Origin of the sequence: Enterococcus sp. AZ141, from assembly GCF_051714385.1 — a bacterium.
Taxonomy (GTDB): Bacteria; Bacillota; Bacilli; order Lactobacillales; family Enterococcaceae; genus Enterococcus_D; species Enterococcus_D entomosocium.
Window position 1 is genome coordinate 2,550,376 of the sequence record NZ_JBIORT010000001.1, and the last position, 25,544, is coordinate 2,575,919.

The 25,544-nt window shown below is 42.3% G+C and carries 26 protein-coding genes and 1 pseudogene; 24 read left to right on the forward strand and 3 right to left on the reverse strand.

What is annotated here, in order from left to right; translation table 11 throughout:
* Positions 1 to 228 precede the first annotated feature (228 nt).
* The 17 genes from IGI89_RS11750 (at position 229) to IGI89_RS11830 (ending at position 15,670) form a co-directional block, all read left to right on the forward strand.
* A complete protein-coding gene (locus tag IGI89_RS11750; RefSeq protein WP_005235351.1) occupies positions 229 to 1,080 on the forward strand; it encodes a bifunctional methylenetetrahydrofolate dehydrogenase/methenyltetrahydrofolate cyclohydrolase in 852 nt (283 codons plus the stop codon).
* Positions 1,081 to 2,433, forward strand: a complete 1,353-nt coding sequence (gene xseA / locus IGI89_RS11755) for an exodeoxyribonuclease VII large subunit (RefSeq protein WP_315039980.1) — start codon at positions 1,081 to 1,083, stop codon at positions 2,431 to 2,433.
* The gene (locus tag IGI89_RS11760) at positions 2,414 to 2,635 is read left to right on the forward strand and encodes an exodeoxyribonuclease VII small subunit (RefSeq protein WP_005235356.1); all 222 of its coding nucleotides are present in this window, start codon (positions 2,414 to 2,416) and stop codon (positions 2,633 to 2,635) included. The genes xseA and IGI89_RS11760 overlap by 20 nt, the downstream gene beginning before the upstream one ends.
* The gene (locus IGI89_RS11765) at positions 2,632 to 3,528 is read left to right on the forward strand and encodes a polyprenyl synthetase family protein (RefSeq protein ID WP_005235358.1); all 897 of its coding nucleotides are present in this window, start codon (positions 2,632 to 2,634) and stop codon (positions 3,526 to 3,528) included. The genes IGI89_RS11760 and IGI89_RS11765 overlap by 4 nt, the downstream gene beginning before the upstream one ends.
* Positions 3,525 to 4,346, forward strand: a complete 822-nt coding sequence (locus IGI89_RS11770) for a TlyA family RNA methyltransferase (RefSeq protein WP_016620449.1) — start codon at positions 3,525 to 3,527, stop codon at positions 4,344 to 4,346. Before IGI89_RS11765 ends, IGI89_RS11770 begins: the two co-directional genes overlap by 4 nt.
* A 97-nt stretch (positions 4,347 to 4,443) precedes the next feature.
* A complete protein-coding gene (argR, locus tag IGI89_RS11775; RefSeq protein WP_005235362.1) occupies positions 4,444 to 4,893 on the forward strand; it encodes an arginine repressor in 450 nt (149 codons plus the stop codon).
* Positions 4,894 to 4,908: 15 nt separating this feature from the next.
* Positions 4,909 to 6,582, forward strand: a complete 1,674-nt coding sequence (gene recN / locus IGI89_RS11780; RefSeq protein ID WP_194188716.1) for a DNA repair protein RecN — start codon at positions 4,909 to 4,911, stop codon at positions 6,580 to 6,582.
* A 96-nt stretch (positions 6,583 to 6,678) separates the two neighbouring features.
* On the forward strand, positions 6,679 to 7,410 hold the full coding sequence (locus IGI89_RS11785; RefSeq protein ID WP_008378480.1) for an alpha/beta hydrolase: 732 nt from the start codon (positions 6,679 to 6,681) through the stop codon (positions 7,408 to 7,410).
* 399 nt (positions 7,411 to 7,809) lie between these two features.
* Positions 7,810 to 8,664 (forward strand): phosphate ABC transporter substrate-binding protein PstS, encoded by an 855-nt coding sequence (locus tag IGI89_RS11790; protein ID WP_008378479.1) that lies wholly within the window; start codon positions 7,810 to 7,812, stop codon positions 8,662 to 8,664.
* Between the two features lie 97 nt (positions 8,665 to 8,761).
* On the forward strand, positions 8,762 to 9,682 hold the full coding sequence (gene pstC / locus IGI89_RS11795; RefSeq protein WP_005235375.1) for a phosphate ABC transporter permease subunit PstC: 921 nt from the start codon (positions 8,762 to 8,764) through the stop codon (positions 9,680 to 9,682).
* Positions 9,682 to 10,566, forward strand: a complete 885-nt coding sequence (gene pstA / locus IGI89_RS11800) for a phosphate ABC transporter permease PstA (RefSeq protein ID WP_008378478.1) — start codon at positions 9,682 to 9,684, stop codon at positions 10,564 to 10,566. Before pstC ends, pstA begins: the two co-directional genes overlap by 1 nt.
* 13 nt (positions 10,567 to 10,579) lie before the next feature.
* Positions 10,580 to 11,386: a phosphate ABC transporter ATP-binding protein PstB gene (gene pstB, locus IGI89_RS11805; protein ID WP_005225783.1), complete on the forward strand. Its 807-nt coding sequence runs from the start codon at positions 10,580 to 10,582 to the stop codon at positions 11,384 to 11,386.
* Between the two features lie 31 nt (positions 11,387 to 11,417).
* Complete coding sequence (gene pstB / locus IGI89_RS11810; protein ID WP_005235379.1) at positions 11,418 to 12,176, forward strand: phosphate ABC transporter ATP-binding protein PstB; 759 nt, start codon at positions 11,418 to 11,420, stop codon at positions 12,174 to 12,176.
* An 11-nt stretch (positions 12,177 to 12,187) separates the two neighbouring features.
* On the forward strand, positions 12,188 to 12,865 hold the full coding sequence (phoU, locus tag IGI89_RS11815) for a phosphate signaling complex protein PhoU (protein ID WP_008378477.1): 678 nt from the start codon (positions 12,188 to 12,190) through the stop codon (positions 12,863 to 12,865).
* A gap of 525 nt (positions 12,866 to 13,390) precedes the next feature.
* Positions 13,391 to 14,953, forward strand: a complete 1,563-nt coding sequence (gene liaX, locus IGI89_RS11820) for a daptomycin-sensing surface protein LiaX (protein WP_008378476.1) — start codon at positions 13,391 to 13,393, stop codon at positions 14,951 to 14,953.
* A 49-nt stretch (positions 14,954 to 15,002) separates the two neighbouring features.
* On the forward strand, positions 15,003 to 15,311 hold the full coding sequence (locus IGI89_RS11825) for a PspC domain-containing protein (protein WP_005235384.1): 309 nt from the start codon (positions 15,003 to 15,005) through the stop codon (positions 15,309 to 15,311).
* Complete coding sequence (locus IGI89_RS11830; RefSeq protein WP_005225788.1) at positions 15,311 to 15,670, forward strand: phage holin family protein; 360 nt, start codon at positions 15,311 to 15,313, stop codon at positions 15,668 to 15,670. The genes IGI89_RS11825 and IGI89_RS11830 overlap by 1 nt, the downstream gene beginning before the upstream one ends.
* 63 nt (positions 15,671 to 15,733) lie before the next feature.
* Here IGI89_RS11830 and IGI89_RS11835 read toward each other — a convergent pair whose 3' ends face one another.
* A complete protein-coding gene (locus tag IGI89_RS11835) occupies positions 15,734 to 17,434 on the reverse strand; it encodes a M3 family oligoendopeptidase (RefSeq protein WP_438735694.1) in 1,701 nt (566 codons plus the stop codon).
* A gap of 157 nt (positions 17,435 to 17,591) precedes the next feature.
* Here IGI89_RS11835 and hprK point away from each other — a divergent pair, with 157 nt between their 5' ends.
* From hprK to IGI89_RS11870, 7 genes and pseudogenes are all read left to right on the forward strand, one after another.
* Positions 17,592 to 18,527 carry an HPr(Ser) kinase/phosphatase gene (gene hprK / locus IGI89_RS11840; protein ID WP_005235388.1) on the forward strand — a complete coding sequence of 312 codons (936 nt, stop codon included), beginning with the start codon at positions 17,592 to 17,594 and terminating at the stop codon, positions 18,525 to 18,527.
* A gap of 14 nt (positions 18,528 to 18,541) precedes the next feature.
* The gene (gene lgt, locus IGI89_RS11845) at positions 18,542 to 19,372 is read left to right on the forward strand and encodes a prolipoprotein diacylglyceryl transferase (protein ID WP_005235390.1); all 831 of its coding nucleotides are present in this window, start codon (positions 18,542 to 18,544) and stop codon (positions 19,370 to 19,372) included.
* Between the two features lie 75 nt (positions 19,373 to 19,447).
* On the forward strand, positions 19,448 to 20,476 hold the full coding sequence (locus tag IGI89_RS11850) for an NAD(P)H-dependent glycerol-3-phosphate dehydrogenase (protein ID WP_008378474.1): 1,029 nt from the start codon (positions 19,448 to 19,450) through the stop codon (positions 20,474 to 20,476).
* A 17-nt stretch (positions 20,477 to 20,493) separates the two neighbouring features.
* Positions 20,494 to 21,411 (forward strand): UTP--glucose-1-phosphate uridylyltransferase GalU, encoded by a 918-nt coding sequence (gene galU / locus IGI89_RS11855; RefSeq protein WP_008378473.1) that lies wholly within the window; start codon positions 20,494 to 20,496, stop codon positions 21,409 to 21,411.
* A gap of 134 nt (positions 21,412 to 21,545) precedes the next feature.
* Positions 21,546 to 21,986: pseudogene (gene tnpA / locus IGI89_RS11860) on the forward strand (IS200/IS605 family transposase); the annotation flags it as partial.
* Between the two features lie 232 nt (positions 21,987 to 22,218).
* Entirely contained in the window at positions 22,219 to 22,644 is a 426-nt protein-coding gene (locus IGI89_RS11865; protein WP_005235398.1) for a DUF948 domain-containing protein, read from the forward strand.
* Positions 22,645 to 22,658: 14 nt separating this feature from the next.
* Complete coding sequence (locus IGI89_RS11870) at positions 22,659 to 23,339, forward strand: YtxH domain-containing protein (RefSeq protein ID WP_005235400.1); 681 nt, start codon at positions 22,659 to 22,661, stop codon at positions 23,337 to 23,339.
* An 82-nt stretch (positions 23,340 to 23,421) separates the two neighbouring features.
* Here the strand turns inward: IGI89_RS11870 and IGI89_RS11875 are convergent, their stop codons facing one another.
* Complete coding sequence (locus IGI89_RS11875) at positions 23,422 to 24,300, reverse strand: NAD-dependent epimerase/dehydratase family protein (protein ID WP_438735695.1); 879 nt, start codon at positions 24,298 to 24,300, stop codon at positions 23,422 to 23,424.
* Positions 24,301 to 24,354: 54 nt separating this feature from the next.
* Complete coding sequence (locus IGI89_RS11880) at positions 24,355 to 25,455, reverse strand: M24 family metallopeptidase (protein ID WP_429967843.1); 1,101 nt, start codon at positions 25,453 to 25,455, stop codon at positions 24,355 to 24,357.
* Positions 25,456 to 25,544 lie beyond the last annotated feature (89 nt).

A 25,544-nucleotide genomic window follows, 5' to 3' on the forward strand; every position in this document is an offset into this window, starting at 1 on the left:
GATTTATGAGCAACCGCCTTGTTTTGACGGTCCTGCTTGATCGTTCGGTTTTTTTGCATACACTTTGTCGGTTTGACCTCGTTTTTTCCGAAAAAAGGGAGCCTTAGACGGTGTTTTTCTTTTCAGAAAATGCTATGATAGAAAACATGAAGAAGCAGATCGACAAACGATTGGTGCGTTTCTTTTTACAAAATAAGTCAGTATAATCAGGTTGGAGGAGTTGTCAGAATGGGTACATTGATCAATGGAAAAGAATTGGCTGAAAAAATGCAAGCGGCGTTTCTTTCAGAGACAGCAACACTAAAAGAGCAGGGTGTGACACCGGGATTAGTTGTTTTACTTGTTGGAGAAGACAAAGCAAGCCAGACTTATGTGAAAAATAAAGAACTAGCTGCGGCGAAAATCGGCATCAATTCCCGTGTTGCCCGCTATCCTGAATCCATTACTGAGGCAGAATTATTAGCAGAAATCGAACAGTTCAATAACGATGATGCCTTTCACGGCATTTTGGTTCAACTTCCTTTGCCAAAACATATCAATGAAGAAAAAGTGCTGTTAGCCATCAAACCGGAAAAAGATGTCGATGGTTTTCATCCAATCAATTTAGGAAAATTATTTGCCGGTGTACCTGACCGAATTCCTTGTACCCCTTATGGCATCATGAAAATGTTTGCTGCGTATGGGATCGAATTGGAAGGGAAAAATGCTTTAGTTATCGGCCGCAGCAACATTGTCGGAAAACCGATGGCGCACTTGCTCTTAGGGGCAAATGCCACCGTGACTATTGCTCATTCAAAAACCAAAAATCTGCCTGAGTTAGCGAAGCAAGCGGACATTTTAGTCGTGGCGATCGGCCGCGGTCATTTTGTCACAAAAGACTTCGTAAAAGAAGGGGCCGTGGTGATCGATGTAGGAATGAATCGGGATGCCAATGGCAAGTTGATCGGCGATGTGAAATTTGATGAAGTCGAACCGATCGCTAGCTATATCACCCCGGTACCTAGAGGTGTAGGACCAATGACGATCACGATGTTGATGGCCCAAACGATCGAGGCAGCAAAGGAGACAATGAAAAACTAAATGGCGCAAGAATATTTAACGGTGACCGCATTAACAAAATATATCAAGCGTAAGTTTGACGTCGATCCGTATTTAGAACGGGTTTATTTGACGGGGGAAATCTCTAATTTTCGTCGTCGCCCCAATCACCAATACTTTAGTTTAAAGGATGATGGTGCAAAAATTTCGACCGTCATGTTCAAGGGCGCTTTTGACAAGCTGCGCTTTCAACCAGAAGAGGGCATGAAAGTCATGGCGGTTGGACGTATCACCTTGTATGAGGCAAGCGGAAATTACCAAATGGTGATCGATCACATGGAACCAGATGGTGTCGGTGCCCTTTATCAAGCCTATGAACAATTAAAGCAGAAATTGGCAGCGGAAGGATTATTTTCTGCACCGAAGCAGTCGTTGCCGAAATACCCGAAACGCATCGCAGTCTTGACCAGTCCTAGTGGGGCGGTGATCAGAGATATCATCACGACGACCCAGCGGCGTTATCCCATTGCTCAGATCGTTTTGTATCCAACCGTGGTACAAGGCAACAAAGCCGCGGATGATGTGGTGAAAAATATCCAACGAGTCGAAGCCGATGGTACCTTTGATACTATGATCATCGGACGTGGGGGTGGATCGATTGAGGACCTCTGGCCTTTCAATGAAGAACGAGTGGCAAGAGCCATTTTTGGCGCAAAAACCCCCGTTATTTCTTCAGTGGGGCATGAAACTGATACGACAATTGCCGATTTAGTGGCGGATGTGCGGGCGGCAACTCCAACCGCAGCTGCCGAATTAGCAGTGCCCGTCCTATCAGAAGAGATTTTGCGGATCGAAGAAAGACAAGCCCGATTAGAGCAAGCTTTTATGCACCAGATCCAGTACAAACAAGAACGCTATCAGCGAGTGATTGGATCATATGTTTTTCGACAACCAGAGCGCTTGTATGAGGCACAGTCCATCAAACTCGATCAGTTGCAGCAGCGGATGCAGCAAGGTCTGCAAACCTTGCTTTATGACAAGGATCGCCATGCACAGCAATTGATTTCACGTTTAGCACAACAACAACCAAAAGCGCGATTGCAAGCTAGTAACCAAGAGGTCAGTTATCTTTCCCAACGCTTAATGAAAGCCATGAAAGATATTTATGCAGCAAAAGAAAATCAATTTGCAAATGCAGTCCAATCTCTTGATTTGCTAAGCCCACTGAAAATCATGGGTCGGGGCTACAGCTATACCACGAAAAATGAGCAGGTGATCAAATCGATTGATACGATCGAGCCAGAAGACAAGCTGACGATCCATTACCCAGATGGCCAAGCACTTGTCGAAGTTATTAGTACAGAAGGAGTTAATCATGGCAAATCCAACATTTGAAGAATCATTACAAGAATTAGAACAAATTGTAACCCGTTTGGAACAAGGGGATGTTCCCTTAGAAGAGGCACTAGATGCTTTTCAAAAAGGGATGGTTTTGAGTAAGCAATGCAAGGACACTTTGAGTAAAGCAGAAAAGTCCTTAACAAAAATGATGACAGAATCTAACGAAGAAGTGCCTTTTGAAGAGGAAAACCAATGAGTGCTTTAACAGAATTCACAAAAGAACACGCCCCATTGATTGAAGAAGTCATGGAGCGCTTTGTCAAAGAACACACCTCTGATCAACGATTGTTTAAAAGCATGCAGTATTCGATCCAAGCTGGCGGCAAACGTATTCGCCCGCTTTTATTGGCAGCAACAGTCGCCGCTTTTCACAAACCCGTCAATACCGCGGTGTACCAGTGTGCGGCAGCCCTAGAAATGGTGCATACGTATTCGCTGATCCATGATGATCTTCCAGCAATGGACAACGATGATCTGCGTCGAGGCAAACCTACCAACCATAAGGTTTTTGGTGAAGCTTTAGCGATTTTAGCTGGAGATGGTCTTTTGACGGCTGCATTTCAATTAGTCGCTATGGCGGAGATCGAAGCCAATCAAAAAGTCTTGCTGCTGCAGCAATTGAGTAAAGCGGCGGGAACACAAGGCATGGTCGCCGGCCAAGCAGCTGATATTCAAGGAGAAAACCAAGCCCTTAGTCTTGAGGAACTGATGTCCATTCATGAACGGAAAACTGGAGAATTGATCCGCTTTGCGGTGATTGCTGGAGGTGTCTTAGCCGACCAGACGGAAGAAGTTCTGCATGAATTGGATCGCTTTGCCCAGCATATTGGGTTAGCCTTTCAAATTCGCGACGATCTGCTGGATGCCACTAGTACGACCGAAGAGCTAGGCAAAGTTGTCCGTCGAGATGACGAATTGGCGAAAAGTACCTATCCTGCTTTACTTGGCTTAGCAGGCGCGCAGCAAGCCTTGACAGAAGAATTAGGCAAGGCCAAAGAAATTCTGGCGCAATTAAGTCAATACGGTCAATTTACGCCGGATGTTTTGTTGGCATTTGTGGAACGATTTGAGATTCGAGGGAACGCATGAAGAAAGAACGAGTAGATGTTTTAGCTGTCCAGCAAGGCCTGTTTGAGACCCGAGAGCAAGCCAAACGGGGAGTGATGGCTGGATTGGTGTACAAAGAAAAAAATAATGAGCGCCTAGATAAGCCGGGAGAAAAAATTGCCGCAGATACGCTGCTGCAGATCAAAGGCAAAAAGCTGCCTTATGTTTCTCGTGGTGGTCTCAAGTTAGAAAAAGCACTCAAAGTCTTTGATTTTGACGTAACCGATAAAATCATGTTAGACATCGGCGCATCCACCGGTGGTTTTACTGATGCGGCATTGCAAAATGGTGCCAAAAAAAGCTATGCATTGGATGTCGGTTACAATCAGTTAGCCTGGAAGCTGCGGCAAGATGAGCGAGTGATCGTAATGGAGCGGGTCAACTTCCGTTATGCAAAACCAACTGATTTTTTAGACGGTCTTCCAGATGCCGCTACGATCGATGTTTCTTTTATTTCACTTAAACTGATTTTACCCCCGCTATATGATATTTTGGTAGCGGATGGCGAAGTGATGGCGCTGATTAAACCGCAATTTGAAGCGGGCAAAGAAGCAGTCGGGAAAAATGGGATCGTTCGTGATCCCAAAACCCATGAACGAGTTTTGGAGGAAGTACTAGCATTTGCTAAGAAAACAAACTTCGATGTCTTAAACCTAAGTTTTTCACCAATCACTGGTGGCGAAGGGAATATCGAGTTTATCGTACATTTAAAGAAAAGCCTGCAAGAAGGTACCGCAGCAGGGATCGATATCCCGAAAGTTGTTGCATCAGCACATGAGACCTTTCATCAACCAAAATAAAGAATGGAAGAGAGTGGACATTTTACTTGTCGGCTCTCTTTCTTTCTTGCGCAAAATAGGATAAAATTAGTAGGAATTCATTCAGGAGGAACAAGAGATGAGAAAAAAAGAACGGCATCGCTTGATTACACGATTGTTAAGTGAACAAGATATTCAGAAACAAGAAGATTTTGTCGAGTTGTTAAAAGATCGCGGCGTCTCAGTCACACAAGCAACCATATCAAGAGATATCAAGGAATTGAAGTTAGTGAAAGTTCCTTCCCAAAAAGGTGGCTATCGCTACAGTATCCCGCAAGAGACAACGGAAGACGTGAGTGGTAAACTAGATAAAATCCTAAAAACGGCTTTTGTTTCTGTCGATCGAATGGACAAATTTGTGATCCTGCGCACACTGCCCGGCAATGCCTCGGCTTTGGCGAATTTAATCGATAAACGTTATGCCAAGGAATTATTTGGCACGTTAAACGATGATGACAACGTCTTGATGATCACTAGAACAGAAGCAGATACCGAGAACCTATTCAGGGATTTCCAACGTTACGTTTAGAAGAGGAGGCAAGGGATGCTTTTAGAATTGTCGATCCAAAATTTTGCGATTATTTCCAACTTGCACTTATCTTTCCATGAGGGAATGACGGCACTGACAGGTGAGACAGGTGCCGGGAAATCAATTATTATCGATGCGATGGGTTTGCTAGCAGGCGGTAGAGGTTCCAGCGACTATTTGCGTCAAGGAGCAGAGAAATGCCGTTTAGAAGGGATATTCGAATGGCCGAATCAGCAGGAGTTCAAAGACTTGACCGCAGATTTAGGTATTGATGAAGAAGAAGTTTTGATCGTACAACGAGATATCTCTCAATCGGGGAAAAATATTTGTCGTGTCAATGGTCGAACCGTTACCTTGTCGGTTTTGCGTCAAATAGGTTTATTCTTGGTCGATATCCAAGGACAAAATGAGCATCAAGAGCTGCTGCAGCCAGAAAAACATTTGACCTTGATGGATGGGTTTGGGGATGATAGCTTTAAAGCGGAGCTTGCGGATTACCGTCAAGCCTATCAAAGCTATCGCTCTTTAGAAAAACACGTCAGGACCATTCAAGAAAATGAACAGCTATATGTCCAGCGAATGGACATGTTGCGTTTTCAACAAGAAGAAATCGCCCAAGCAGAATTGATGGAAAATGAAGAAGAACTGCTGATCGATGAACGAGAAAAACTGACCAATTATCAAAAAATCGTGGATGCTCTAGGGCAAAGTTATGGTGCCTTATCTGCCGAAGAAGTCAATAGCCTAGATGGGGTCAGTGTAGCTTTATCCGAGATCCAGTCAATCGCCCATCTTGATCCGGCTTACGAAAAAATCAGTGAAGCGATCCAAAGTGCGTATTACTTGTTGCAAGATGCAGCCACTGATATTTCGCGGCAAGTCGACAATCTTGAATTAGATGAAGGCCGACTGGAAGAAGTCATTTCACGGCTGGAAACGATTCGTCAATTGAAGCGCAAATACGGGGAGTCGATTCCTGTGATTCTTGCTTATTATGATGAGATCACTAAAGAAATCAGCGAGTCTGCCTATACAGAAGGTCAGTTGGAGCAATTAGAAGAAGAGCTTGCCCAAAAAGCTGAAGCAGTCTGGCAGCTGGCGGAAGCCTTGCACGTCAAACGACGTGAACTGGCTCATCGTTTAGAAAAAGAAATCGTTCAAGAGTTAAAAGAGCTGTATATGGAGCACGCACAATTTGAAGTACGGTTTGCACCTGGCTCAAAACAATTGAGTAGCAGCGGATTTGACACCGTAGAATTTTATTTGACCACAAATCCTGGTGAAGGCATGAAGCCGTTGGTGCGGGTTGCTTCTGGGGGAGAACTTTCACGGATCTTACTGGCCCTCAAATCAATTTTCTCTCGGAAACAAGGAATCACCAGTATTGTTTTTGACGAAGTTGATACTGGGGTCAGTGGCCGAGTAGCCCAAGCAATTGCTGAAAAAATCGCCAAGATCGCAGCCAATTCGCAAGTTTTGTGTATCACTCACTTGCCGCAAGTAGCTGCTGTAGCGGATAATCAATATTTTATTGAAAAAGCAATTCAAGAAGGACGGACAGAAACCCACGTCCGTAAACTATCTAAAGAAGAACGGGTGGCAGAGATCGCCCGTATGCTCTCAGGTGCAGAAATCACCGATTTAACGGTCGAACATGCACGAGAACTATTGGCCCTTGCACACCGATAAAAATTGGGAAACATTCGTAGAAAGATTCAGGAGATGATGGACCAGCAAGTTTCGTCTGCCATCCTTTCCTGATCTTCTTTTTTGCAGGAGGATATGATGAGAAAAAGAACAAAAGTTTTGATTGGTGTATTGGTCACCGTTGTTATTTTAACTATTGCCGGTTGGATCGGTTGGCAACAACTACACTACCCAGCAGTTGATGCTGCAGTCACAGCTGCGAAAGAGGCAGAAGATGAGGGGAATGTCCTTTATTTTGCTGGAGATGAAGAAAAGCCATTGGTCATTTTCTATCCCGGCGCCCTTGTCGATGCGGAAAGCTATAGTGTATGGGCAGCAGGTTTAGCGGAAAAAGGCTATCCTGTCGCGATCGTTAAAATGCCCTTTAACATGGCTGTTTTATCAGGCAATCGTGCAGAAGAGGTCTTGAAAGAAATTCCCCATAACTCCTATGTCATTGGTGGTCATTCATTAGGTGGGGTAATGGCGAGCCGTTTTGCAGCGAATCAATTGGCTGCAAACGACAAGGATTTAAAAGGGGTCTTTTTCTTCGCAAGCTATCCCGATGAAAAAGGGTCTTTGGCTGATCAGTCGATTTCTGTGCTATCGTTGACAGGGAGTCAAGATCAGGTGGTCAATCAAGAAAATTGGCAAGCTGCCCGCAGCTTCCTTCCAGAATCTACCACGTTCCAAACGATCGAAGGCGGCAATCATGCTGGCTTTGGTACCTATGGGTTACAAAAAGGAGAAGCCGCTGCTGATTTATCAAATGAAGCACAGCAAAAAGCCATCGTTGAGCAGATGGCTGCGTGGCTAAGTGAATTAGAGTAAAAAAAGACGGCAGAAGATGCATAGAAATGCTTCTTTCTGCCGTTTCGATTCAACAGACATTTTGGGGAAATGTTGATGAAATCGTGAAAACGCTGAACATAACAACATATTGTACTTGATTGGGGAAGCAAGATTAATAATTATGTTCTTTTAAAATACGTTTCCTCTCACAGTATAGCATAGCATACCTTCTGGATGCACGTAATTTAATTAAGAAATTCTGTCATTTTTTTTACGAAACAGTTATTTTGAGAAAGAAAAAAAGCGTTTTAAATAAACGAACGGACGCTGTTCCAGAAAAAAAAGCAAATAATAATTTTCATTAAATTCAACTAATGGTAAAATGAAAATAATTGATTTTTAAGATCAATGACTTACGAAAGTACAAGGAGCGTTATGATGAAAAAATTTAAACTTCTAAGTCCTATTATCGGATTGGTTATTTTACTCTCAGGATGTGCAAGCTGGGCAGATAGAGGAGAATCGATCACCGCAGTCGGTTCCTCTGCTTTGCAGCCGCTAGTAGAAACAGTTGCAGAAGAATTTCAAAACTCAAATCCAGGTAGGTTCATCAATGTCCAAGGAGGCGGAAGCGGAACTGGACTAAGTCAAGTCCAAGCCGGTGCAGTCGATATCGGAAATTCTGATTTGTTTGCGGAAGAAAAGCCAGGAATCGATGCTGATGCCCTTGTTGATCATCGGGTGGCAACGGTGGGAATCACACCAATCGTTAACAAAGGAGTTGGTATCACAGACATTTCCACAGAAGATCTAAAAAATATCTTCTTAGGAAAGATCACCAATTGGAGCGAAGTCGGTGGAAATGATCTGCCAATCGTTTTATTGAACCGGGCGACAGGTAGTGGTACGAGAAGCACATTTGAAAAATGGATCATGGATGGCGAAACCGCTATTCCTTCTCAAGAGCAAGATTCTAGTGGGATGGTACGCTCGATCGTTTCTGATACACCAGGGGCTATTAGCTACGTTGCATTTTCTTATGTGACTGATGAAGTCAATGTCCTTTCAATTGATGGCGTTGAACCTACGATTGAAAATGTGACGACGAATGATTGGAAAGTTTGGGCGTATGAGCATATGTATACAAAAGGAGAACCAACCGGATTAACTGCTGAGTTTTTAGAATATATGCTTTCTGACGAAGTCCAAGAGCATATCGTTGGGGATCTAGGCTATATTCCAATTTCCATCATGCAGGTGGAAAGAGACTGGGAAGGCAACATTGTTGAATAATCTTTACACAAAATTTACACAAGCTTTAACAGAAATTGATGTTGAACCGATAAACTAATGGTTATGAGTTTAGTTTGATTTTTGAGGAGGAACCCTCGTGGAAAATGTAAAAGAAGTGTTAACAAAAAAATCTAAGCGCGCAAGAATGGAACAAAGAGGAAAACTAATCAGTTTTCTTTGTATCGCGTTGATTGTTTTGGTTGTGATCTCCATTTTTTATTTCGTTGCTAGCCGAGGATTAGCGACATTCTTTGTAGACAAAGTCAATGTGTTTGACTTTTTGTTTGGTACCCAATGGAATCCGAGTGCTGTGGGACCTGATGGACAACCGTTAGTTGGTGCCTTGCCGATGATTCTAGGATCGTTCTTCGTAACGTTCTTATCAGCGATCGTGGCAACACCTTTTGCCATCGGTGCAGCCGTCTTTATGGTAGAAATCTCACCTCGTAATGGAGAGAAGATCTTGCAGCCGGTCATCGAACTTTTAGTCGGTATCCCTTCAGTTGTTTATGGTTTCATCGGTTTGTCTGTCGTTGTACCAGCAGTCCGCTCCGTTTTTGGCGGTACTGGTTTTGGGATCTTGGCAGGGACGTTTGTCCTGTTTATCATGATCTTACCGACAGTGACTACGATGACTGTCGACGCTTTGCGGGCAGTTCCACGGCATTATCGTGAAGCTTCGTTAGCTTTAGGTGCGACTCGCTGGCAAACGATTTACAAAGTTGTTTTACGAGCAGCTGTTCCTGGTATTTTAACAGCGGTTGTTTTTGGAATGGCGCGGGCGTTTGGTGAAGCATTGGCGATTCAAATGGTTATTGGTAATGCGGCATTGATGCCAACTAGCTTAGTGACACCAGCTTCAACATTGACTTCTATCCTAACGATGGGTATCGGAAATACGATCATGGGGACAGTCCAAAATAATGTTTTATGGTCATTAGCCTTGATCTTGTTATTGATGTCCTTACTATTTAACATTGTTATTCGCTTTATTGGGAAGAAAGGAGCCTTGAAATAATGAATGCAAAACGTTCAGATAAAATTGCTACCGGCGTCTTGTATGCCGTTGCTGGAATCATTGTTTTGATTTTGGCTTCCTTATTACTGTACATTTTGGTTCGGGGGGTTCCTCACATTAGCTGGGAATTTCTGACCTCTTCTTCAAAAGCGTATCAAGAAGGCGGCGGGATCGGCATCCAATTGTTCAATTCCCTTTATTTGCTTTTAGTAACAATGATCATTAGCTTCCCGATTTCTTTAGGAGCGGGGATCTACTTATCAGAGTATGCAAAGAAAAACTGGTTGACGGATATCATTCGGACATCGATCGAGATCTTGAGCTCACTGCCTTCAGTGGTTGTCGGTCTCTTTGGTTTCTTAGTCTTTGTTATTCAGTTTGGTTATGGCTTTTCAATTATTTCTGGTGCCTTGGCATTGACCTTCTTCAATTTGCCACTATTGACGAGAAATGTAGAAGAATCACTTCAAGCAATTCATTACACGCAACGTGAAGCAGGCTTGTCTCTTGGTTTGTCACGTTGGGAAACGGTCACACGCATCATTGTTCCAGAAGCAACACCAGGGATTTTGACTGGGGTCATTCTAAGTTCTGGTCGGATTTTTGGTGAAGCAGCAGCGCTGATCTATACTGCAGGACAAAGTGCACCGGCCCTTGATTTTACAAACTGGAATCCATTGAGTGTTTCCAGCCCGATCGGTCTTTTCCGACAAGCGGAGACGCTGGCAGTCCATATTTGGAAAATCAATACAGAGGGCACGATGCCTGATGGCGCACAAGTTTCAGCTGGAGCTTCGGCAGTATTGATCATTGCCGTCTTGCTATTTAACTTTGGCGCCCGTGCAGCTGGCAAACGGTTGTACAAGAAAATGACGTCAGCATAAGGAGAATGACAGTATGAACGATTACAATTGGGATGATCGAAATATCATTACCTTCGATAAACCAGAAGATGTGGCGCTTTATACCACTGACTTGCATGTATGGTATGGATCAAATGAAGCCATCAAAGGCATTGATCTACAATTTGAAAAGAATAAAATCACCGCATTGATCGGTCCCTCTGGTTGCGGAAAATCAACGTATCTGCGTTCCTTGAATCGAATGAATGACGGAATCGCAAATACGAGAGTCACAGGAAACATCATGTACAAAGGGGTCGACGTGAACACAAAAGAAGTCGATGTCTTCGAAATGCGTAAGCGGATCGGCATGGTTTTCCAACGACCAAACCCTTTCAGTAAATCGATCTATGACAACATCGCCTTTGCTTTGCGACGTCATGGAGAAAGAAACAAAAAGAAATTGGATGAAGCAGTCGAAACCAGCTTGAAACAAGCCGCACTTTGGGATCAAGTAAAGGACAGCTTAGACAAAAGTGCTTTGGCATTGTCCGGTGGACAGCAGCAACGTCTGTGTATCGCTCGAGCAATTGCGATGAAACCAGATATTTTGCTTCTAGATGAACCAGCTAGTGCCCTTGACCCCATCTCAACCGGGACAGTGGAAGAAACTCTTATCAACTTGAAAAACGACTATTCAATCATCATCGTGACCCACAACATGCAGCAAGCTGCTCGGATCAGCGATTATACCGCCTTTTTCTACTTAGGAAATGCGATCGAGTACGATGAGACCCGTAAGATATTTACTCGTCCAAAAATTAAAGCAACAGAAGATTACGTATCCGGTCATTTTGGCTGAGCCGATTCGATCAGTAAACGGAGGCAAAACAATGGCAGAAGAAATTATTACATCGAAAGATCTGCATTTATACTACGGAAAAAAAGAAGCATTAAAAGGAATCGACCTTTCCATCAAAAAAGGCGAGATCACTGCGATGATCGGTCCTTCAGGTTGTGGGAAATCGACCTACTTGCGTTCTCTTAATCGAATGAATGATTTGATCCCTGGTGTGACAATTACAGGAAGTGTTGTCTATAAAGGGAAAGACATTTATAGTCCGAAGCAAGACATCGTTGATTTGCGTAAAGAAATCGGGATGGTTTTTCAGCAACCGAATCCATTTCCCTTTTCAATTTACGAAAATGTGATTTATGGGTTAAAATTAAAAGGAGTCACGGACAAGGCGATTCTTGATAAGACGGTAGAGGAAAGCTTGAAAGCAGCGTCTGTCTGGGAAGATGTCAAAGATAAGCTTCACCAAAGTGCGCTATCTTTATCCGGTGGACAACAGCAGCGGGTATGCATCGCTCGGGTATTGGCTGTCGATCCAGAAATCATTTTGCTGGATGAACCAACCAGTGCGTTAGACCCAATTTCATCTGGGAAAATCGAGAATACCCTTTTGGCACTGAAAGAACGCTATACCATGATCATCGTGACTCACAACATGTCACAAGCTTCAAGAATCTCAGATAAAACCGCGTTCTTTTTGGACGGCAACTTGATCGAGTTTAATGACACGAAAAAAGTGTTCCTAAGTCCAAGCAAAAAAGAAACAGAAGATTATATCTCAGGAAGATTTGGTTAGGAGGAAAAGGGATGTTGCGTACACAGTTTGAAGAAGAATTATTAAATCTACACAATCAATTTTATGAGATGGGGATGCTAGTCAGCAGCGCGATCCACAAATCCGTACGAGCATATGTCAGACATGATAAAGCAATTGCTCAAGAAGTGATTGAAAATGATTTGGCGATCAACAATATGGAAGTTCGTTTGGAGAAAAAGAGCTTTGAAATGATTGCTTTGCAACAACCAGTAACCACCGATCTACGAATGATCATTACTGTAATGAAAGCCAGCTCTGACTTGGAACGAATGGGAGACCATGCAGTATCGATCGCGAAGTCAACGATTCGGGTCAAAGGTGAAACACGGATCGCTGAAATCGAAAAAGAAATTTCTGATATGTCGGATTATGTGAAGAAAATGGTCGATAATGTTTTAGTTGCCTATGTAAAAACTGACCAAGAAGATGCCCGTATGATCGCCCAAATGGATGATCGGGTCAATGAGTATTACAAAGACATCTATTACAAAACGATCGAGAGTATGAAAGAAAATCCGGAAACCGTTGTTAGTGGAACCGATTATTTATCTGTTGCACAGTACTTAGAACGTATCGGTGACTACGTAACGAATATTTGTGAATGGATCGTGTATCTTGCTACTGGAAAAATCAGTGAATTGAATACAAACCGTACGGAAATGATTTAAGAAACCAGCTTAGGTTCTTGATCACTTATCTCTTTTAAAAGAGATGGGACAGACCGCCGAAAGAAGTTGACCTTTAAGGAGTAACTTCTCTCGGCGGTCTTTTTGATTTGGAAGAATCACTGAAATAGATGACGTGAACAAGATAGACAAATTATAAAATGGCTTCCCTAAAGATGGACAATGGAAATCGATTCTATCGTAACCGAATTTTTCAAGTTGAACCTTCTGCTCTTTTCATCCCCGACCCGCAGTGAAATGAACAATAGATCATTTACTCTAGCAGGCCTATTCCTCAAGGCTGCTATTAGCTGAAACTTTTGTTTCCAATGGTTTTTCGTGGTACTGTTAAGATAAGGAAGATCGTTTTGTGCCTAAAGTAACGAAGAAAAGTGCCGGTTCTGCTTGCCAATCTGCAGATTGAGAAAAACTTGGTACTTAAGACCTATGACACTTTTGCAAAAACAAGGCATAATAGGTTCGTAAGCTAAACTTGCAATCACACATTTGCTGAAGGAGGCAATTTCCATGAACGAAAGAGAACGTATATTGGATCTAGTAAAAAAAGGTGTGCTTTCTACAGAAGAAGCCTTAGATTTACTAGAAGGTATGGCAAAAGCCAAAGACGAAAAACAAATTAACAAAGCTGCTGCTGAGGTAACCGCGGATAAGAATGCGACAAGCCCATTTGATGATACTGAAAATGACGATGAGATGTTCACGTTTGACGGCGAAGAAAAACTTCGTCAAAACGAAGCGCAAGACAAAGAAAATCTTGAAAAGATTCTTGATGGCTTAGCAACGGAAGCCAACCAAGCATCTGCTGAGTTGGACGAAATCAATGCTGAAATTCTTGGCGTCAAAGAAGAATTAAAAGAAGCGCAAGAAACTCTGATGCAATTGAATACCAAAGAAGAATTGGATCAATTGTCAGAAGAGGAATTGGCAACACGTCATGAAACAGAAGCGACCATTACTAGCTTAGAAGAAACGTTAGATGGCTTAACCGAAGAAAAAGCAGAATTGGAAGCAAAACTAAAAAATATTCGCAAAGACCAATGGTCTCAAACGAAAGAGAAAATCTCTCAAAAATTAGATATTCCAGAAGATTGGAAAGAGCAAGCGACCGATACTATCAATCAAGTAAGTGAAAAAATGGTCGATGCCAGCACCCACTTCGGACACTTCTTGAAGAAAACGGTTCGAGCAGTAACGGATTCTGTTAACGACAACATGGAATGGAAAGATATCAACTTGAAAGTTCCCGGTGTTGCAGCGACGAAATTTGAACACACATTCAGCTATGACGAAACGGCAGCGACATTGATCGATGTGAAGTTAGCCAACGGCAATGTTTCCTTCCAATTATGGGATGAACCAGGTGTCAAAGTAGATGCCAAAATCAAACTATATGGTAAAATGGATGCGGCGGAGCCTTTCGATGCTTTTGAAGCAAGAAGCCAAATCAATGTCGATGATGAACGCATCTCCTTCCAAATTCCAAACAAACGCATTCGTGCCGATCTGGTTTTCTATTTACCAAAACGTACCTATGATCATGTGGCAGTAAAACTATTGAACGGAAATGTTACATTCATTGAATTGGATGCAAAAGATGTTTATACAAAATCAACAAATGGCAATATCGATTTCCGCAAAGTAAACGCATCGATGTTAGAGATTGAAGGCGTGAATGGAACGATCACTGTTCAAGAGGGTGAGATTTTAGATGCCATCATCGAAACAGTGAATGGCGACGTGACGTTGACAGCCACACCACAAAACACCGGTATTTCTTTAGTAAACGGCAATATCCGTGTGACCTACAAAGAAGAAACGGTCCAAAAATTAAACGCCAGCTCTGTAAATGGCAATGTTAAAGTAGCATTACCTGCAGGGATCGGTTTTGAAGGGATCGCCAAAACAAGTTTAGGTAGCATTAACAATCGCTTAAGTGAGATGGAAGTTGTACGGGAGAAAAAAGAACGCCTAAACCAACTATTGCAATTCCGTCGGGTTGCCGATAAAGTCGCACAAATCGATCTATCCACAACAACAGGAAATGTCTTTATCAAAGATACAGATAAATAAGAATAGTTGAGTATACACTCATTAAAGAAAAGAAGGAAGGTGTAGATAAATGAACAAAAAATTAACAAAATCAGCCAATAACGTCGTCATTACAGGGACTCTAGGGGGTCTGGCAGAATACTTGCGAATCGATCCAACTATCGTTCGCGTGATCTATGTCTTTCTATCTTTAGTGACTGCTGGGTTCCCTGGAATCACTTTATATATCATCATGGCGGTCTTGATTCCTTCAGGACGCAAGAGCACCTCAGGATATGGTCATGACAATCGATATTACAAACAAAACAAATACAATGAAGCAAATCGTCCCCGTAAAGAAGCGGAAAAGGTAGAGGATGAGGACTGGAGTGACTTCTAGTGTCTTATTTTCAACGGCTTATCATGAATACACTGACGTTTGTCACATTGGCGGTTCTATTACCAAATATGATCCACGTTCAAAGCATTATGACTGCAGTGATCGCCAGTTTTGTACTGTCGATCCTGAATGCTTTGATTAAACCAATTCTGATCGTCATTTCATTTCCATTGACTTTACTGACGCTTGGGTTTTTCACCTTTGTGATCAATGCGCTCATGCTGAATTTGACTTCGTATTTTGTTGGGTCAGCCAACTTCGGCTTTTCCTCGTTTGGGGCTGCTTTATTAGTGGCACTGATCATGTCAGTGATCAATATGATCGTGACCGAACACCATATCGAAAAATATTCACGTTAAAAAGACGTTTCACGTTTTCTCCTACTAGCTAAGAAGCTAGTGGAGAAACGGAAACGTCTTTTTTTAGTTTAACTGTTCTTCTTTGATGGCTGACAGATACGTATCTACTGCCTGTAACGTTTCATCAAGCGCTCCTTTTTCAAAAGGTGAACGTAGATGAGCCAGAGCCAGGATCTCAAGAAATGTTTTCGTGCCGCCGACTTCGCAAATGGCCAAATAATCTTGCCAAGCGGTTTCGTCTTTTGCCACGATGAATCGATACCAAAATTGGAACGCACACACTTGTGCCAATGTGTAATCGATATAGTAGAAAGGTGATTCAAAAATATGCCCCTGTCTGAACCAATACAAGCCACGATCAAGGTCTGGATACTCTGAATAATCCCGTTCTGGACAGTATTGGCGCTCTAATTCCCGCCAACGGGCTTTGCGCTGTGATGGTGTCCATTCAGGATGCTCATAAACGTCTTGTTGGAAGTGATCTACTAAAACGCCATAAGGCAGAAATTGCAGGCTGCTAGCAAGATGCGCAAATTTGTATTTTTCTGTTTCTTCTCCAAAAAAGGCGTCCATCCATGGCCAAGCGATAAACTCCATCGACATTGAATGGATCTCGCAAGATTCATAATTTGGAAACAAAATTTCTGGTTCTTTGATCCAACGAGAGCGAAAGGCTTGAAAGGCGTGGCCAGCTTCGTGGGTCAAAACATCGACATCGCCCGAAGTACCGTTAAAGTTGGCAAAGATAAATGGCGATTGATATTCTTGGATAAAGGTACAGTAGCCGCCAGATTGTTTGCCTTTTTTGCTGAGGAGATCAAGCAAGTCATGTTCGACCATAAAGTCAAAAAATTCGCCAGTTTCAGGGGATAGTTCCTGATACATCACACGGGCTTTTTCCACTAGTTCTTCAGGTGTTCCTTTAGGCTCTGCGTTGCCACTAGGATAAACAAGTGGCAAGTCGGTAAAAGTTGCTTGTGCCAATTGATTACGCTGTGCCTGTCTTTGGTACAGTTTTTGGGTGATTGGGACGACTTTTTCTAAAATTTCACGACGATAGGTCTCAATCATTGAACGATCATAGTCCCAACGATTCATTTGGGTATCCGCAAAGGCGACGTAATTTTCAAAGCCGAGCTTGTGGGCGATCTCGGTACGAACCTTGACCATCTCGTCATAAATTTGATCAAAACGGTCTTCATTTTCCGTGAAGAAAGCCGTTTGCTTTTCAAACGCTTCTTTACGAACGCTGCGATCTTTATTTTCGGTAAATGGTCGCAGTTGTGCGAGGGTATAGGTTTCTCCTTGGAAGTCGATTTGGGCAGAAGCGACCAATTTGCTGTAATCAGAAGCCAATTGGTTTTCTTTTTGAAACAATTCGATCAAGGCCTCATCAAAAAGCTTCACACGGCTTTCGGCAAACAAGAAAAGTGTTTCTGGATATTCGGCTTTTAATTCATCTAAGACCGGTGAAGCCAAGAGTGCTTGATAGAATTGAAAATCCAGAGCTTCAAAATGAGGCTGGTATTCATTCCAGAAAGTGTCTTCTGTTTCATAAAAGGCATCGTTGGTATCGATCGAATAACGGATCGAAGCCAAGTTCATTGCGGTATCGATCGTTCCTCTTAGTTCGTTCAAAGCATCAAGAGCTTGCTTCGCCTCCGAGAAGGTATCGGCTGACTGAAGGTTTGCTAATGCTTTTTTGAATGTTTCTTGATAGACTGGAAAATCAGGGCGTTGATACGTGTATGCTGAAAATTTCATTAAAAATCCCTCCTTAGTAAAATAATAACACAAACGAAAAAGAATGAGGACTTCTATTGGCGAAGGTAGTAACTTTACTGATAGAATGATAAAATAGAACCAGAGTGTCGTTTACAAGAAGCAGCGGCAAGAATCATTGAGAAAAGAGGGAAAACCTATGGCAGAAACCGTCAAAGTCAGCGAGCTGGCGGAGGCTTTAAATTTAGAGATAGTTGAAGGAACTGAAAACAGTTTAGAAAGAGAAATCATTACCGGCGATATTTCCCGACCTGGTTTGGAATTGACGGGTTATTTTAATTACTATTCCCATGATCGTCTGCAATTATTCGGCAGCAAAGAGATCACCTTTGCGGAACGAATGATGCCAGAAGAACGCTTGATGGTGATGCGCAAAATGTGTGCCGATGATACACCGGGATTTATTGTTTCTCGCGGCTTGGAAGTACCAGCAGAAATGATTCAAGCCTGCAAAGAACATGAGATTACGATTCTACGTTCGCCCATCTCAACGTCACGTCTGCAAGGAGAGCTTTCTAGTTTTCTCGATGGGCGTTTAGCAACAAGAACCAGTGTCCATGGGGTATTAGTGGATGTCTATGGCTTGGGCGTTTTGATCCAAGGCGATAGCGGAATTGGTAAAAGCGAAACAGCATTAGAGTTGATCAAACGTGGGCATCGGTTGATCGCTGACGACCGTGTGGATGTGTATAAGCAAGATGAATTGACTTTGGTGGGGGAACCGCCGAAAATCTTGCAACACTTGATCGAGATCCGGGGAATCGGGATCATCGATGTCATGAATCTTTTTGGTGCCAGTGCCGTACGAGGGTATATGCAGGTTCAAGTAGCGGTGTATTTAGAAGCTTGGGCGAAAGACAAAAAGTATGATCGACTAGGAACCGATGATACGACGGTTGAAATTGGTGGCGTTGATGTACCACAAATCAAAATCCCCGTAAAAACTGGTCGAAATGTTGCGATCATTATCGAAGTTGCTGCCATGAATTTCCGGGCGAAAACGATGGGTTATGATGCTACGAAGACCTTTGAAAATCGATTGACGCAATTGATCGAAGAAAATTCTGGAAACTAGAGAGGATAAGATAGATGTTAGGTTTAGTAAATCGAGTCGCATTTGAACTATTTGGTTTGCCGATTTATTGGTATGCGATCATTATCGTATCAGGCGTGATCATTGCTATGTGGTTAAGCACGAGAGAGGCGGTTCGTGTCGGGCTCAAGCCAGATGATGTGACTGATTTTATGTTGATTGGATTGCCAGTATCGATCATTGGTGCACGGCTTTATTATATTCTATTTGACTTGCAATACTATATTGATGACCCAAGTCAAATTTTCAATATTCGGTCTGGTGGGATCGCTATCTATGGTGCATTGATCGCCGGGGGGATTTGGCTGTACTTTTTCTGCCAACGAAATTTTATTTCTCCCTGGACCTTTTTAGATATCGCCGCACCAAGTGTCCTATTGGCACAAGGCATCGGGCGTTGGGGCAACTTTATGAACCATGAAGCATTTGGAGCAGAAGTCAGCCGCTCCTTCTTAGAAAGTTTGTATATACCGAAATTTATTATCGATAATATGTATATCGACGAAGCGTATCGGCAGCCGACGTTTCTTTATGAATCGGTTTGGAATGTGATCGGATTTATCGTTTTGATTTTCTTGCGCAAGAAAACTGGGTTATTAAAAGAAGGCGAAGTTTTCTTGAGCTACTTAATTTGGTATGGGTTCGGACGCTTCTTTATTGAAGGAATGCGCACCGATAGTTTATACTTATTTGGGGATATCCGTGTGTCACAAGCACTTTCCGCTTTATTATTTTTTGGAGCGATTGGGCTATTGATCTGGCGTCGGAAAAACCAAACTTTAAAAGACTACAATCGCAGCTTTGGCAAAAACCAAACGATTATCTAAACAGTCATTTTATCGAAATTATGGTAAAATGACAAAGTGCATGAATTTGCGAAAAGGATAGAGGAGGTTTCCATAGTGAAACAGAAAATCGCCGTTTTAGGTCCCGGATCATGGGGGACTGCTTTGGCACAAGTCTTGTCTGAAAACGGACATGAAGTGACTATTTGGGGCAACAATCCCGCCCAAATCGATGAAATCAATACGTATCATACCAATCGGCATTATTTGCCTGATTTGAAATTACCTGAAAATATTTTAGGCTGCAAAAATCTAGAAGAGGCGATCCAAGGGGCGGATGCTGTCTTGTTTGTAGTACCAACCAAAGCGATTCGTGCCGTGGCACAAGAATTCACTAAGAAGACAACCGGTAAACCAGTCATCATCCATGCCTCAAAAGGATTAGAACAAGGCAGTCATAAACGAATCTCAGAAGTACTTGCCGAAGAGATCCCAGCCGATAAACGGCAAGAAATCGTTGTCCTGTCAGGACCATCACATGCCGAAGAAGTCGCTGTCCATGATATTACCACGATCACGGCAGCTTCAGAAAATGAATCGGCTGCTAAATATGTACAAGAGCTATTTATGAATGATTACTTTAGAATCTACACCAATAACGATGTGATCGGTGTCGAAACTGGTGCCGCGCTGAAAAACATCATCGCTATTGGTGCCGGAGCGATTGCTGGACTGGGCTTTGGGGATGATGCGAAGGCTGCGATCATGACCCGTGGGTTAGCAGAAATCAGTCGTCTCGGTGTGGCAATGGGTGCAAATCCATTAACCTTTATCGGATTGAGTGGTGTTGGCGATTTGATCGTCACGTGTACCAGTGTCCATTCGCGGAATTGGCGTGCCGGAAACCTATTAGGAAAAGGCCATAGCTTAGACGAAGTGTTAGACAATATGGGCATGATCGTTGAAGGAGTTTCAACCACCAAAGCTGCCCGCGAATTAGCAGAAGCTTTGTCAGTGGAAATGCCAATCACAGAAACGATTTATTCGGTCTTGTATGAAGGCAAAGACATCAAGCAAGCAGCTAAAGATATTATGCTGCGAGACGGCAAAGAAGAAAACGAATTTACGGTAGATCAATCATTATGATTAAAGGAGCGAGTCACATGAATGTCAAAAAAGCAGTTATCCCAGCAGCCGGTCTAGGTACCCGATTTTTACCAGCTACAAAGGCAATGGCAAAGGAAATGTTGCCGATCGTTGACAAACCAACGATCCAATTTATCGTGGAAGAAGCTTTACAATCAGGGATCGAAGATATTTTGATCGTAACAGGAAAAGCAAAGCGTCCGATCGAAGACCATTTCGATGCCAATTTAGAATTAGAGATGAATCTAAAAGAAAAAGGCAAGACAGAGCTTTTGAAATTAGTGGAAGAAACAACTGACGTAAATCTGCATTTCATTCGCCAATCTCATCCGAAAGGATTAGGCCATGCCGTATTACAGGCGCGGGCATTTGTCGGAAATGAACCGTTTGTAGTCATGCTAGGTGATGACTTGATGGAAGATCAAGTGCCATTGACGAAACAGCTGATCGATAATTATGAAAAAACGCATGCATCAACGATCGCTGTCATGGATGTTCCTCATGAAGATACATCAAAATACGGAATTATTGATCCTGGTATGGAAGTTGAAAAAGGCTTGTTCAATGTCAAAAACTTTGTTGAAAAACCAGCGCCAGAAAATGCGCCAAGTGATTTAGCAATTATTGGTCGCTACTTGCTGACCCCTGAAATTTTTGATATTTTAGCCAATCAGGAACCTGGTGCTGGCGGCGAGATCCAATTGACGGATGCCATCGACACATTAAACAAAACCCAACGCGTGTTTGCTCATCAATTTACCGGCAAGCGTTACGATGTAGGAGACAAATTTGGTTTCTTAAAAACAAGTATTGAGTATGGTTTAGTACACCCTGAAGTCAAAGACAACTTGAAAGAGTATTTGATCGAGTTAGGAAAAGAACTAGCTCCGGCTCAAAAAGAAGTCAAAGAAGCACCGAAAGAGTCAAAAAAATAACAAAAACTCCTAAACAAGGCAATTTCTGATGAAATTGCTTTGTTTTTTTATTAATGACTTTAGTCAGTTTCGTTCGCGTAGCGTACGAAACAAAAAAACCGCGCGTTTCTACGCGTGGACGAAATAGCTTTAGCGATAAAAGTTTAGCACATACCAGATGGAATTGTAAGTATCACATAGTCTTCACCCCGAAGTATCGACGAAAAGTGATTTATGGAAAGTTAAGAGTAAGTATTGGTCAGATATTAAGAAAATTGTGTGAGATGAAGGATGTTGAAATCATTGAAGCTCATGCCATGCCTGACCATATTCATATATTAGTAAGAATACCACCAAAGATTAGTATTTCTAGTTTTATGGGCTACTTAAAAGGACGAAGTGCAACCTTAATCCATGAAAAACATGCGAATTTGAAATATAAGTATGGGAATAAAAGCTTTTGGTCCAAAGGATACTACGTGAGTACGGTTGGGTTAAATCAAAAAACAATCGAAAAATATATTCGAGAACAAGAAGCAGATGATCGAATAAGAGATAGTATAAGTAAACAAGAGTATGTAGATCCATTTAAATAGTTAAAGAGAGATAGGGCTGTGAGCGGTTGGTGGTCATTTAAAAAGCCCCTTTTAAGGGGCTAGCGAGTGGTGAGCCCTTCTAGGGCTGTTAAAAAGCCACCCGTTTCACGGGTGGATATTTACTATTTCCTGTTGAAAGCGGATAATTTTCTTAAAAATGCAGTCTTTTATTTGTAGAAAGTGCAGTGAAATGCTATTCTTAATATAAGTAAATGGGGAAAGGAGCCATTCTATGTCAGGAGGAGAACTAGCTGCATTGATTGCTGCGATCGCATTTGTCGTATTGGTCATTTTCGTCGTTCGTTTGTTGATGCAAGTCAGCAAGACAATGACCAAAGTAGACAAAACGGTCGAAGAAGCAAACACAACCATCCGTGTCATTACCAAAGATGTTGATATTCTTTCAAAAGAGGTTGAAGGTCTATTGGTAAAAACGAATGAGCTTTTACAAGATGTGAACGGAAAAGTCGCAACCATCGATCCTTTGTTCACAGCAGTTGCAGATCTAAGTACCAGTGTTTCAGAACTAAATGTTTCTGGAAAAAATTTAATTACGCGCGTGGGTAGTCTTGGCCGGACTACTGCCAAAGCAACGGTAGCTGGAAAAGTCGGTCAAACAGCCATGAAATTTTTCAAAGACAAAAATAACCAAAAATAAAAGGAGGACTTTCAATGAGTAAAAAAGGCGGATTTTTATTAGGAGCAATCATCGGAGGAACAGCGGCAGCAGCAGCAGCACTTTTGTTGGCGCCAGAATCTGGTAAAACATTAAGAAATAAATTAGCAAAACAAGCAGACGATTTATTAGATAAAGCATCTGATTATGGTGATTTAGCCAAAGAAAGAAGTACGGATCTTGTCGATATCGCTAAAGATAAAGCAGCAAAATTAAGCGAGCAAGCATCTGACTTTACCGGTTCTTTAACAGCGAAAGTCGATGACTTAAAAGAAACAGCAGCTGGTTCATCAGAAGAAACCGTTGAAGAGTTAAAGAAACAAGCAGGTGACCTATCAGAACGCTTCAAAAAATCAGCAAGCGATGTGAAAGAAACAGCGAAAGATGCCAAAGAAGATGCAGATGATACAGTCCAAGATATCATCATTGATGCAAAATCTTCTGCAGCGGATATGAAACAAACCGTCAAAGAAGGGGCACAAGAAGCAAAACCTGTAGTTGAAGAAGCCAAAAAAGACGGTCAAGCAGCCGCAGCTGATTTGAAAAAAGAAGCTGGAAAAGCAGCGGATGATGCCAAAAAAACAGCGAAAGCAGAAACAAAAGAAGCTAAAGCTGACTTGGAAGATGCAAAAGAAGAATTAAAAGATACATTAGAAAAAAACAATCCTGAAGCATAAGCAAGGATACAAAATTTGATTGCTTTAAAAGATAAAAACGTTCGCCAGTTAAATCGGCGAACGTTTTTTGTGACTTCAGTAGCTATTCGTTTGATGCTTGGGTGATTTCCCAATCGCAAAGTTGATAGATCCAATCCCGCAGTTGACTGAATGGAAACCCAATTCCCTCAGCGAGAGCAACATTGATCGAATAAACAGGTGTACCATTGTAAGGGCCTTGATCACCTGTTTCTGAAAAGAGCGGGGAAAGACCGGTTTTTTCCGTTACGTATTGCAGCACTTCTTCTAAAGAAATCGTGCCTTTTGACGCACCGTTGATGGGTCCTGTGAAAGAGCTGGTACCTAAAAACGCTGAAAATTGGCCAGCTTCTTCAGCATCGACAAAGCCCATTTGATGCGTTAGATTATCGACAGCCATTGGCTTTTGCTTTATCAGATGGTCGATGTAAAAGGCAAAACGTTTTGTATAATCATCTGCACCGATCACGTAAGGAAAGCGGACAAAAACGGACGGAATCTGACTGTAGTTTTGGGTAAGAATCTCTTCAACGGTTCGTTTGCCTTCAGCATAATTGACTTCCTCAGAGCAGACAATTTTGACCGCTTCTTTGGCAGGGTCAAAATCCGTTTCTTTCAAATCGAAGTGCAGTTCATGATAGGCAGACATCGAACTAGTGACAATGTAGCGTTTGGGTGTGACATGACGCAGTAGAATCTCAATGTCGTTGGAAGTATAAGCAATATTGTCGTAAATAACATCATAGGTTTCTTGTGTCAACGTCGTTTTGATACTTTCTTCATCCGTGCGATCAAAGACAAGTCGGTTGACTTGATCGCCAAAAGAATCAGTCGTCTTCCCTCTGGTAGCGATCGTGACATCACAGCCTTGATCCACTAAAGATTGGACCAAATATTTACCGAAAAAACGCGTGCCGCCTAAAACTAACACTTTTTTACTCATAAGAACACTCCTTTTCATGTAATTCCAACATATTGCGCCGTTTCATTAAAAGAATCAAGATAAAATCAACAATTCTTTTTCTGTTTTGGTAAATGGTACACAGCCATCTGCAGTGACATAGATGCAATCTTCAATACGAACACCGACTTGATCTGGCAAATAAATCCCTGGTTCGATAGAGAAGCACATGCCTTCTTCAATCACTAAATCATTGCCAGTGATCAAAGAGGGGAACTCATGAACCGTGGTCCCGATGCCATGACCTAAACGATGGTTGAAGTAGTCGCCATAGCCATAACCCGTAATCACATCACGAGCGATCTTATCTAATTCTCCTGCAGTGATCCCAGGTTTAACTGCTGCTTGAGCGGCCAATTCCGCCTCTAAGACGATGTCATAAATTTTTCTTTGTAATGCAGTCGGTTCTTTATAGGCAACCGTTCTGGTTGCATCGCTGCAATACCCTTTCCAGATGACTCCTAAATCAAATAAGACGAGTTCATTGGCAGTCACTTTGCGATCCCCAGGTACGCCATGAGGACTTGCTGCATTGGCACCAGCTAATACGGTCGTATCGAAGGACATATGGGAAACCCCACGTTTTTTCAACTCGTACTCAATTTCTGCCACGATTGCCATTTCGCTAACGCCTTCTTTGATGGCAGCAAACCCAACCTCAAAAGCAACATCTGCCCAGTTGCCAGCTTCTAGTAAGGTGTCAATCTCAGACGCGGTTTTTGTTAATTGCATTTTTTGAATCACCGGGGTCACATCTAAAGAAAAATCAGTTTTTGGCAAGAACCGTTTCAATGCTTCATAGCGCTCGACGGAAAGGTCATTTTTTTCTAATGCCAAGGAAGAAACCTCGTAACGAGAGGTCAATTCTTGGCAGATTTTTGCCCAAGGGTCTTCACTATCGAGATAACCGATAATGTCAAAGGGCCAGCCGCTATTTTTTGCTTCTTCTACTTCCAGAGCTGGTGTGAAAAGAAAGGGATCTTTTCCAGGTGCGACGAACAAAGCAAGGACCCGTTCATGAGGTTCACTTTTAAAACCGGAAAAATAAGCGATCGTTGCTGGATTAGAAATATAGGCAACATCGGCGCCAGTGGTTTTCAACCAGGCATTTAACTCATTGATTTTTTTATCATTCATTTGATAAAACCTTCTTTCAAGTATTCTTTTTCTATTTTATCATGCTTTCGAAGAGAATAGGGGAGGGGAAAGTAGGAAATTGCTAAGTT

Bases quoted from the DNA above. Each gene is read 5' to 3' on its own strand.
- IGI89_RS11880 (WP_429967843.1), bottom strand. From the start codon at position 25,455: ATGAATGATAAAAAAATCAATGAGTTAAATGCCTGGTTGAAAACCACT.
- IGI89_RS11865 (WP_005235398.1), top strand. From the start codon at position 22,219: ATGTCAGGAGGAGAACTAGCTGCATTGATTGCTGCGATCGCATTTGTC.
- IGI89_RS11870 (WP_005235400.1), top strand. From the start codon at position 22,659: ATGAGTAAAAAAGGCGGATTTTTATTAGGAGCAATCATCGGAGGAACA.
- lgt (WP_005235390.1), top strand. From the start codon at position 18,542: ATGTTAGGTTTAGTAAATCGAGTCGCATTTGAACTATTTGGTTTGCCG.
- pstA (WP_008378478.1), top strand. From the start codon at position 9,682: ATGAATGCAAAACGTTCAGATAAAATTGCTACCGGCGTCTTGTATGCC.
- liaX (WP_008378476.1), top strand. From the start codon at position 13,391: ATGAACGAAAGAGAACGTATATTGGATCTAGTAAAAAAAGGTGTGCTT.
- phoU (WP_008378477.1), top strand. From the start codon at position 12,188: ATGTTGCGTACACAGTTTGAAGAAGAATTATTAAATCTACACAATCAA.
- IGI89_RS11770 (WP_016620449.1), top strand. From the start codon at position 3,525: ATGAAGAAAGAACGAGTAGATGTTTTAGCTGTCCAGCAAGGCCTGTTT.
- argR (WP_005235362.1), top strand. From the start codon at position 4,444: ATGAGAAAAAAAGAACGGCATCGCTTGATTACACGATTGTTAAGTGAA.
- IGI89_RS11790 (WP_008378479.1), top strand. From the start codon at position 7,810: ATGAAAAAATTTAAACTTCTAAGTCCTATTATCGGATTGGTTATTTTA.
- IGI89_RS11760 (WP_005235356.1), top strand. From the start codon at position 2,414: ATGGCAAATCCAACATTTGAAGAATCATTACAAGAATTAGAACAAATT.
- xseA (WP_315039980.1), top strand. From the start codon at position 1,081: ATGGCGCAAGAATATTTAACGGTGACCGCATTAACAAAATATATCAAG.
- pstB (WP_005225783.1), top strand. From the start codon at position 10,580: ATGAACGATTACAATTGGGATGATCGAAATATCATTACCTTCGATAAA.
- IGI89_RS11835 (WP_438735694.1), bottom strand. From the start codon at position 17,434: ATGAAATTTTCAGCATACACGTATCAACGCCCTGATTTTCCAGTCTAT.
- hprK (WP_005235388.1), top strand. From the start codon at position 17,592: ATGGCAGAAACCGTCAAAGTCAGCGAGCTGGCGGAGGCTTTAAATTTA.
- IGI89_RS11785 (WP_008378480.1), top strand. From the start codon at position 6,679: ATGAGAAAAAGAACAAAAGTTTTGATTGGTGTATTGGTCACCGTTGTT.
- IGI89_RS11765 (WP_005235358.1), top strand. From the start codon at position 2,632: ATGAGTGCTTTAACAGAATTCACAAAAGAACACGCCCCATTGATTGAA.
- IGI89_RS11875 (WP_438735695.1), bottom strand. From the start codon at position 24,300: ATGAGTAAAAAAGTGTTAGTTTTAGGCGGCACGCGTTTTTTCGGTAAA.
- recN (WP_194188716.1), top strand. From the start codon at position 4,909: ATGCTTTTAGAATTGTCGATCCAAAATTTTGCGATTATTTCCAACTTG.
- IGI89_RS11750 (WP_005235351.1), top strand. From the start codon at position 229: ATGGGTACATTGATCAATGGAAAAGAATTGGCTGAAAAAATGCAAGCG.
- pstB (WP_005235379.1), top strand. From the start codon at position 11,418: ATGGCAGAAGAAATTATTACATCGAAAGATCTGCATTTATACTACGGA.
- IGI89_RS11825 (WP_005235384.1), top strand. From the start codon at position 15,003: ATGAACAAAAAATTAACAAAATCAGCCAATAACGTCGTCATTACAGGG.
- galU (WP_008378473.1), top strand. From the start codon at position 20,494: ATGAATGTCAAAAAAGCAGTTATCCCAGCAGCCGGTCTAGGTACCCGA.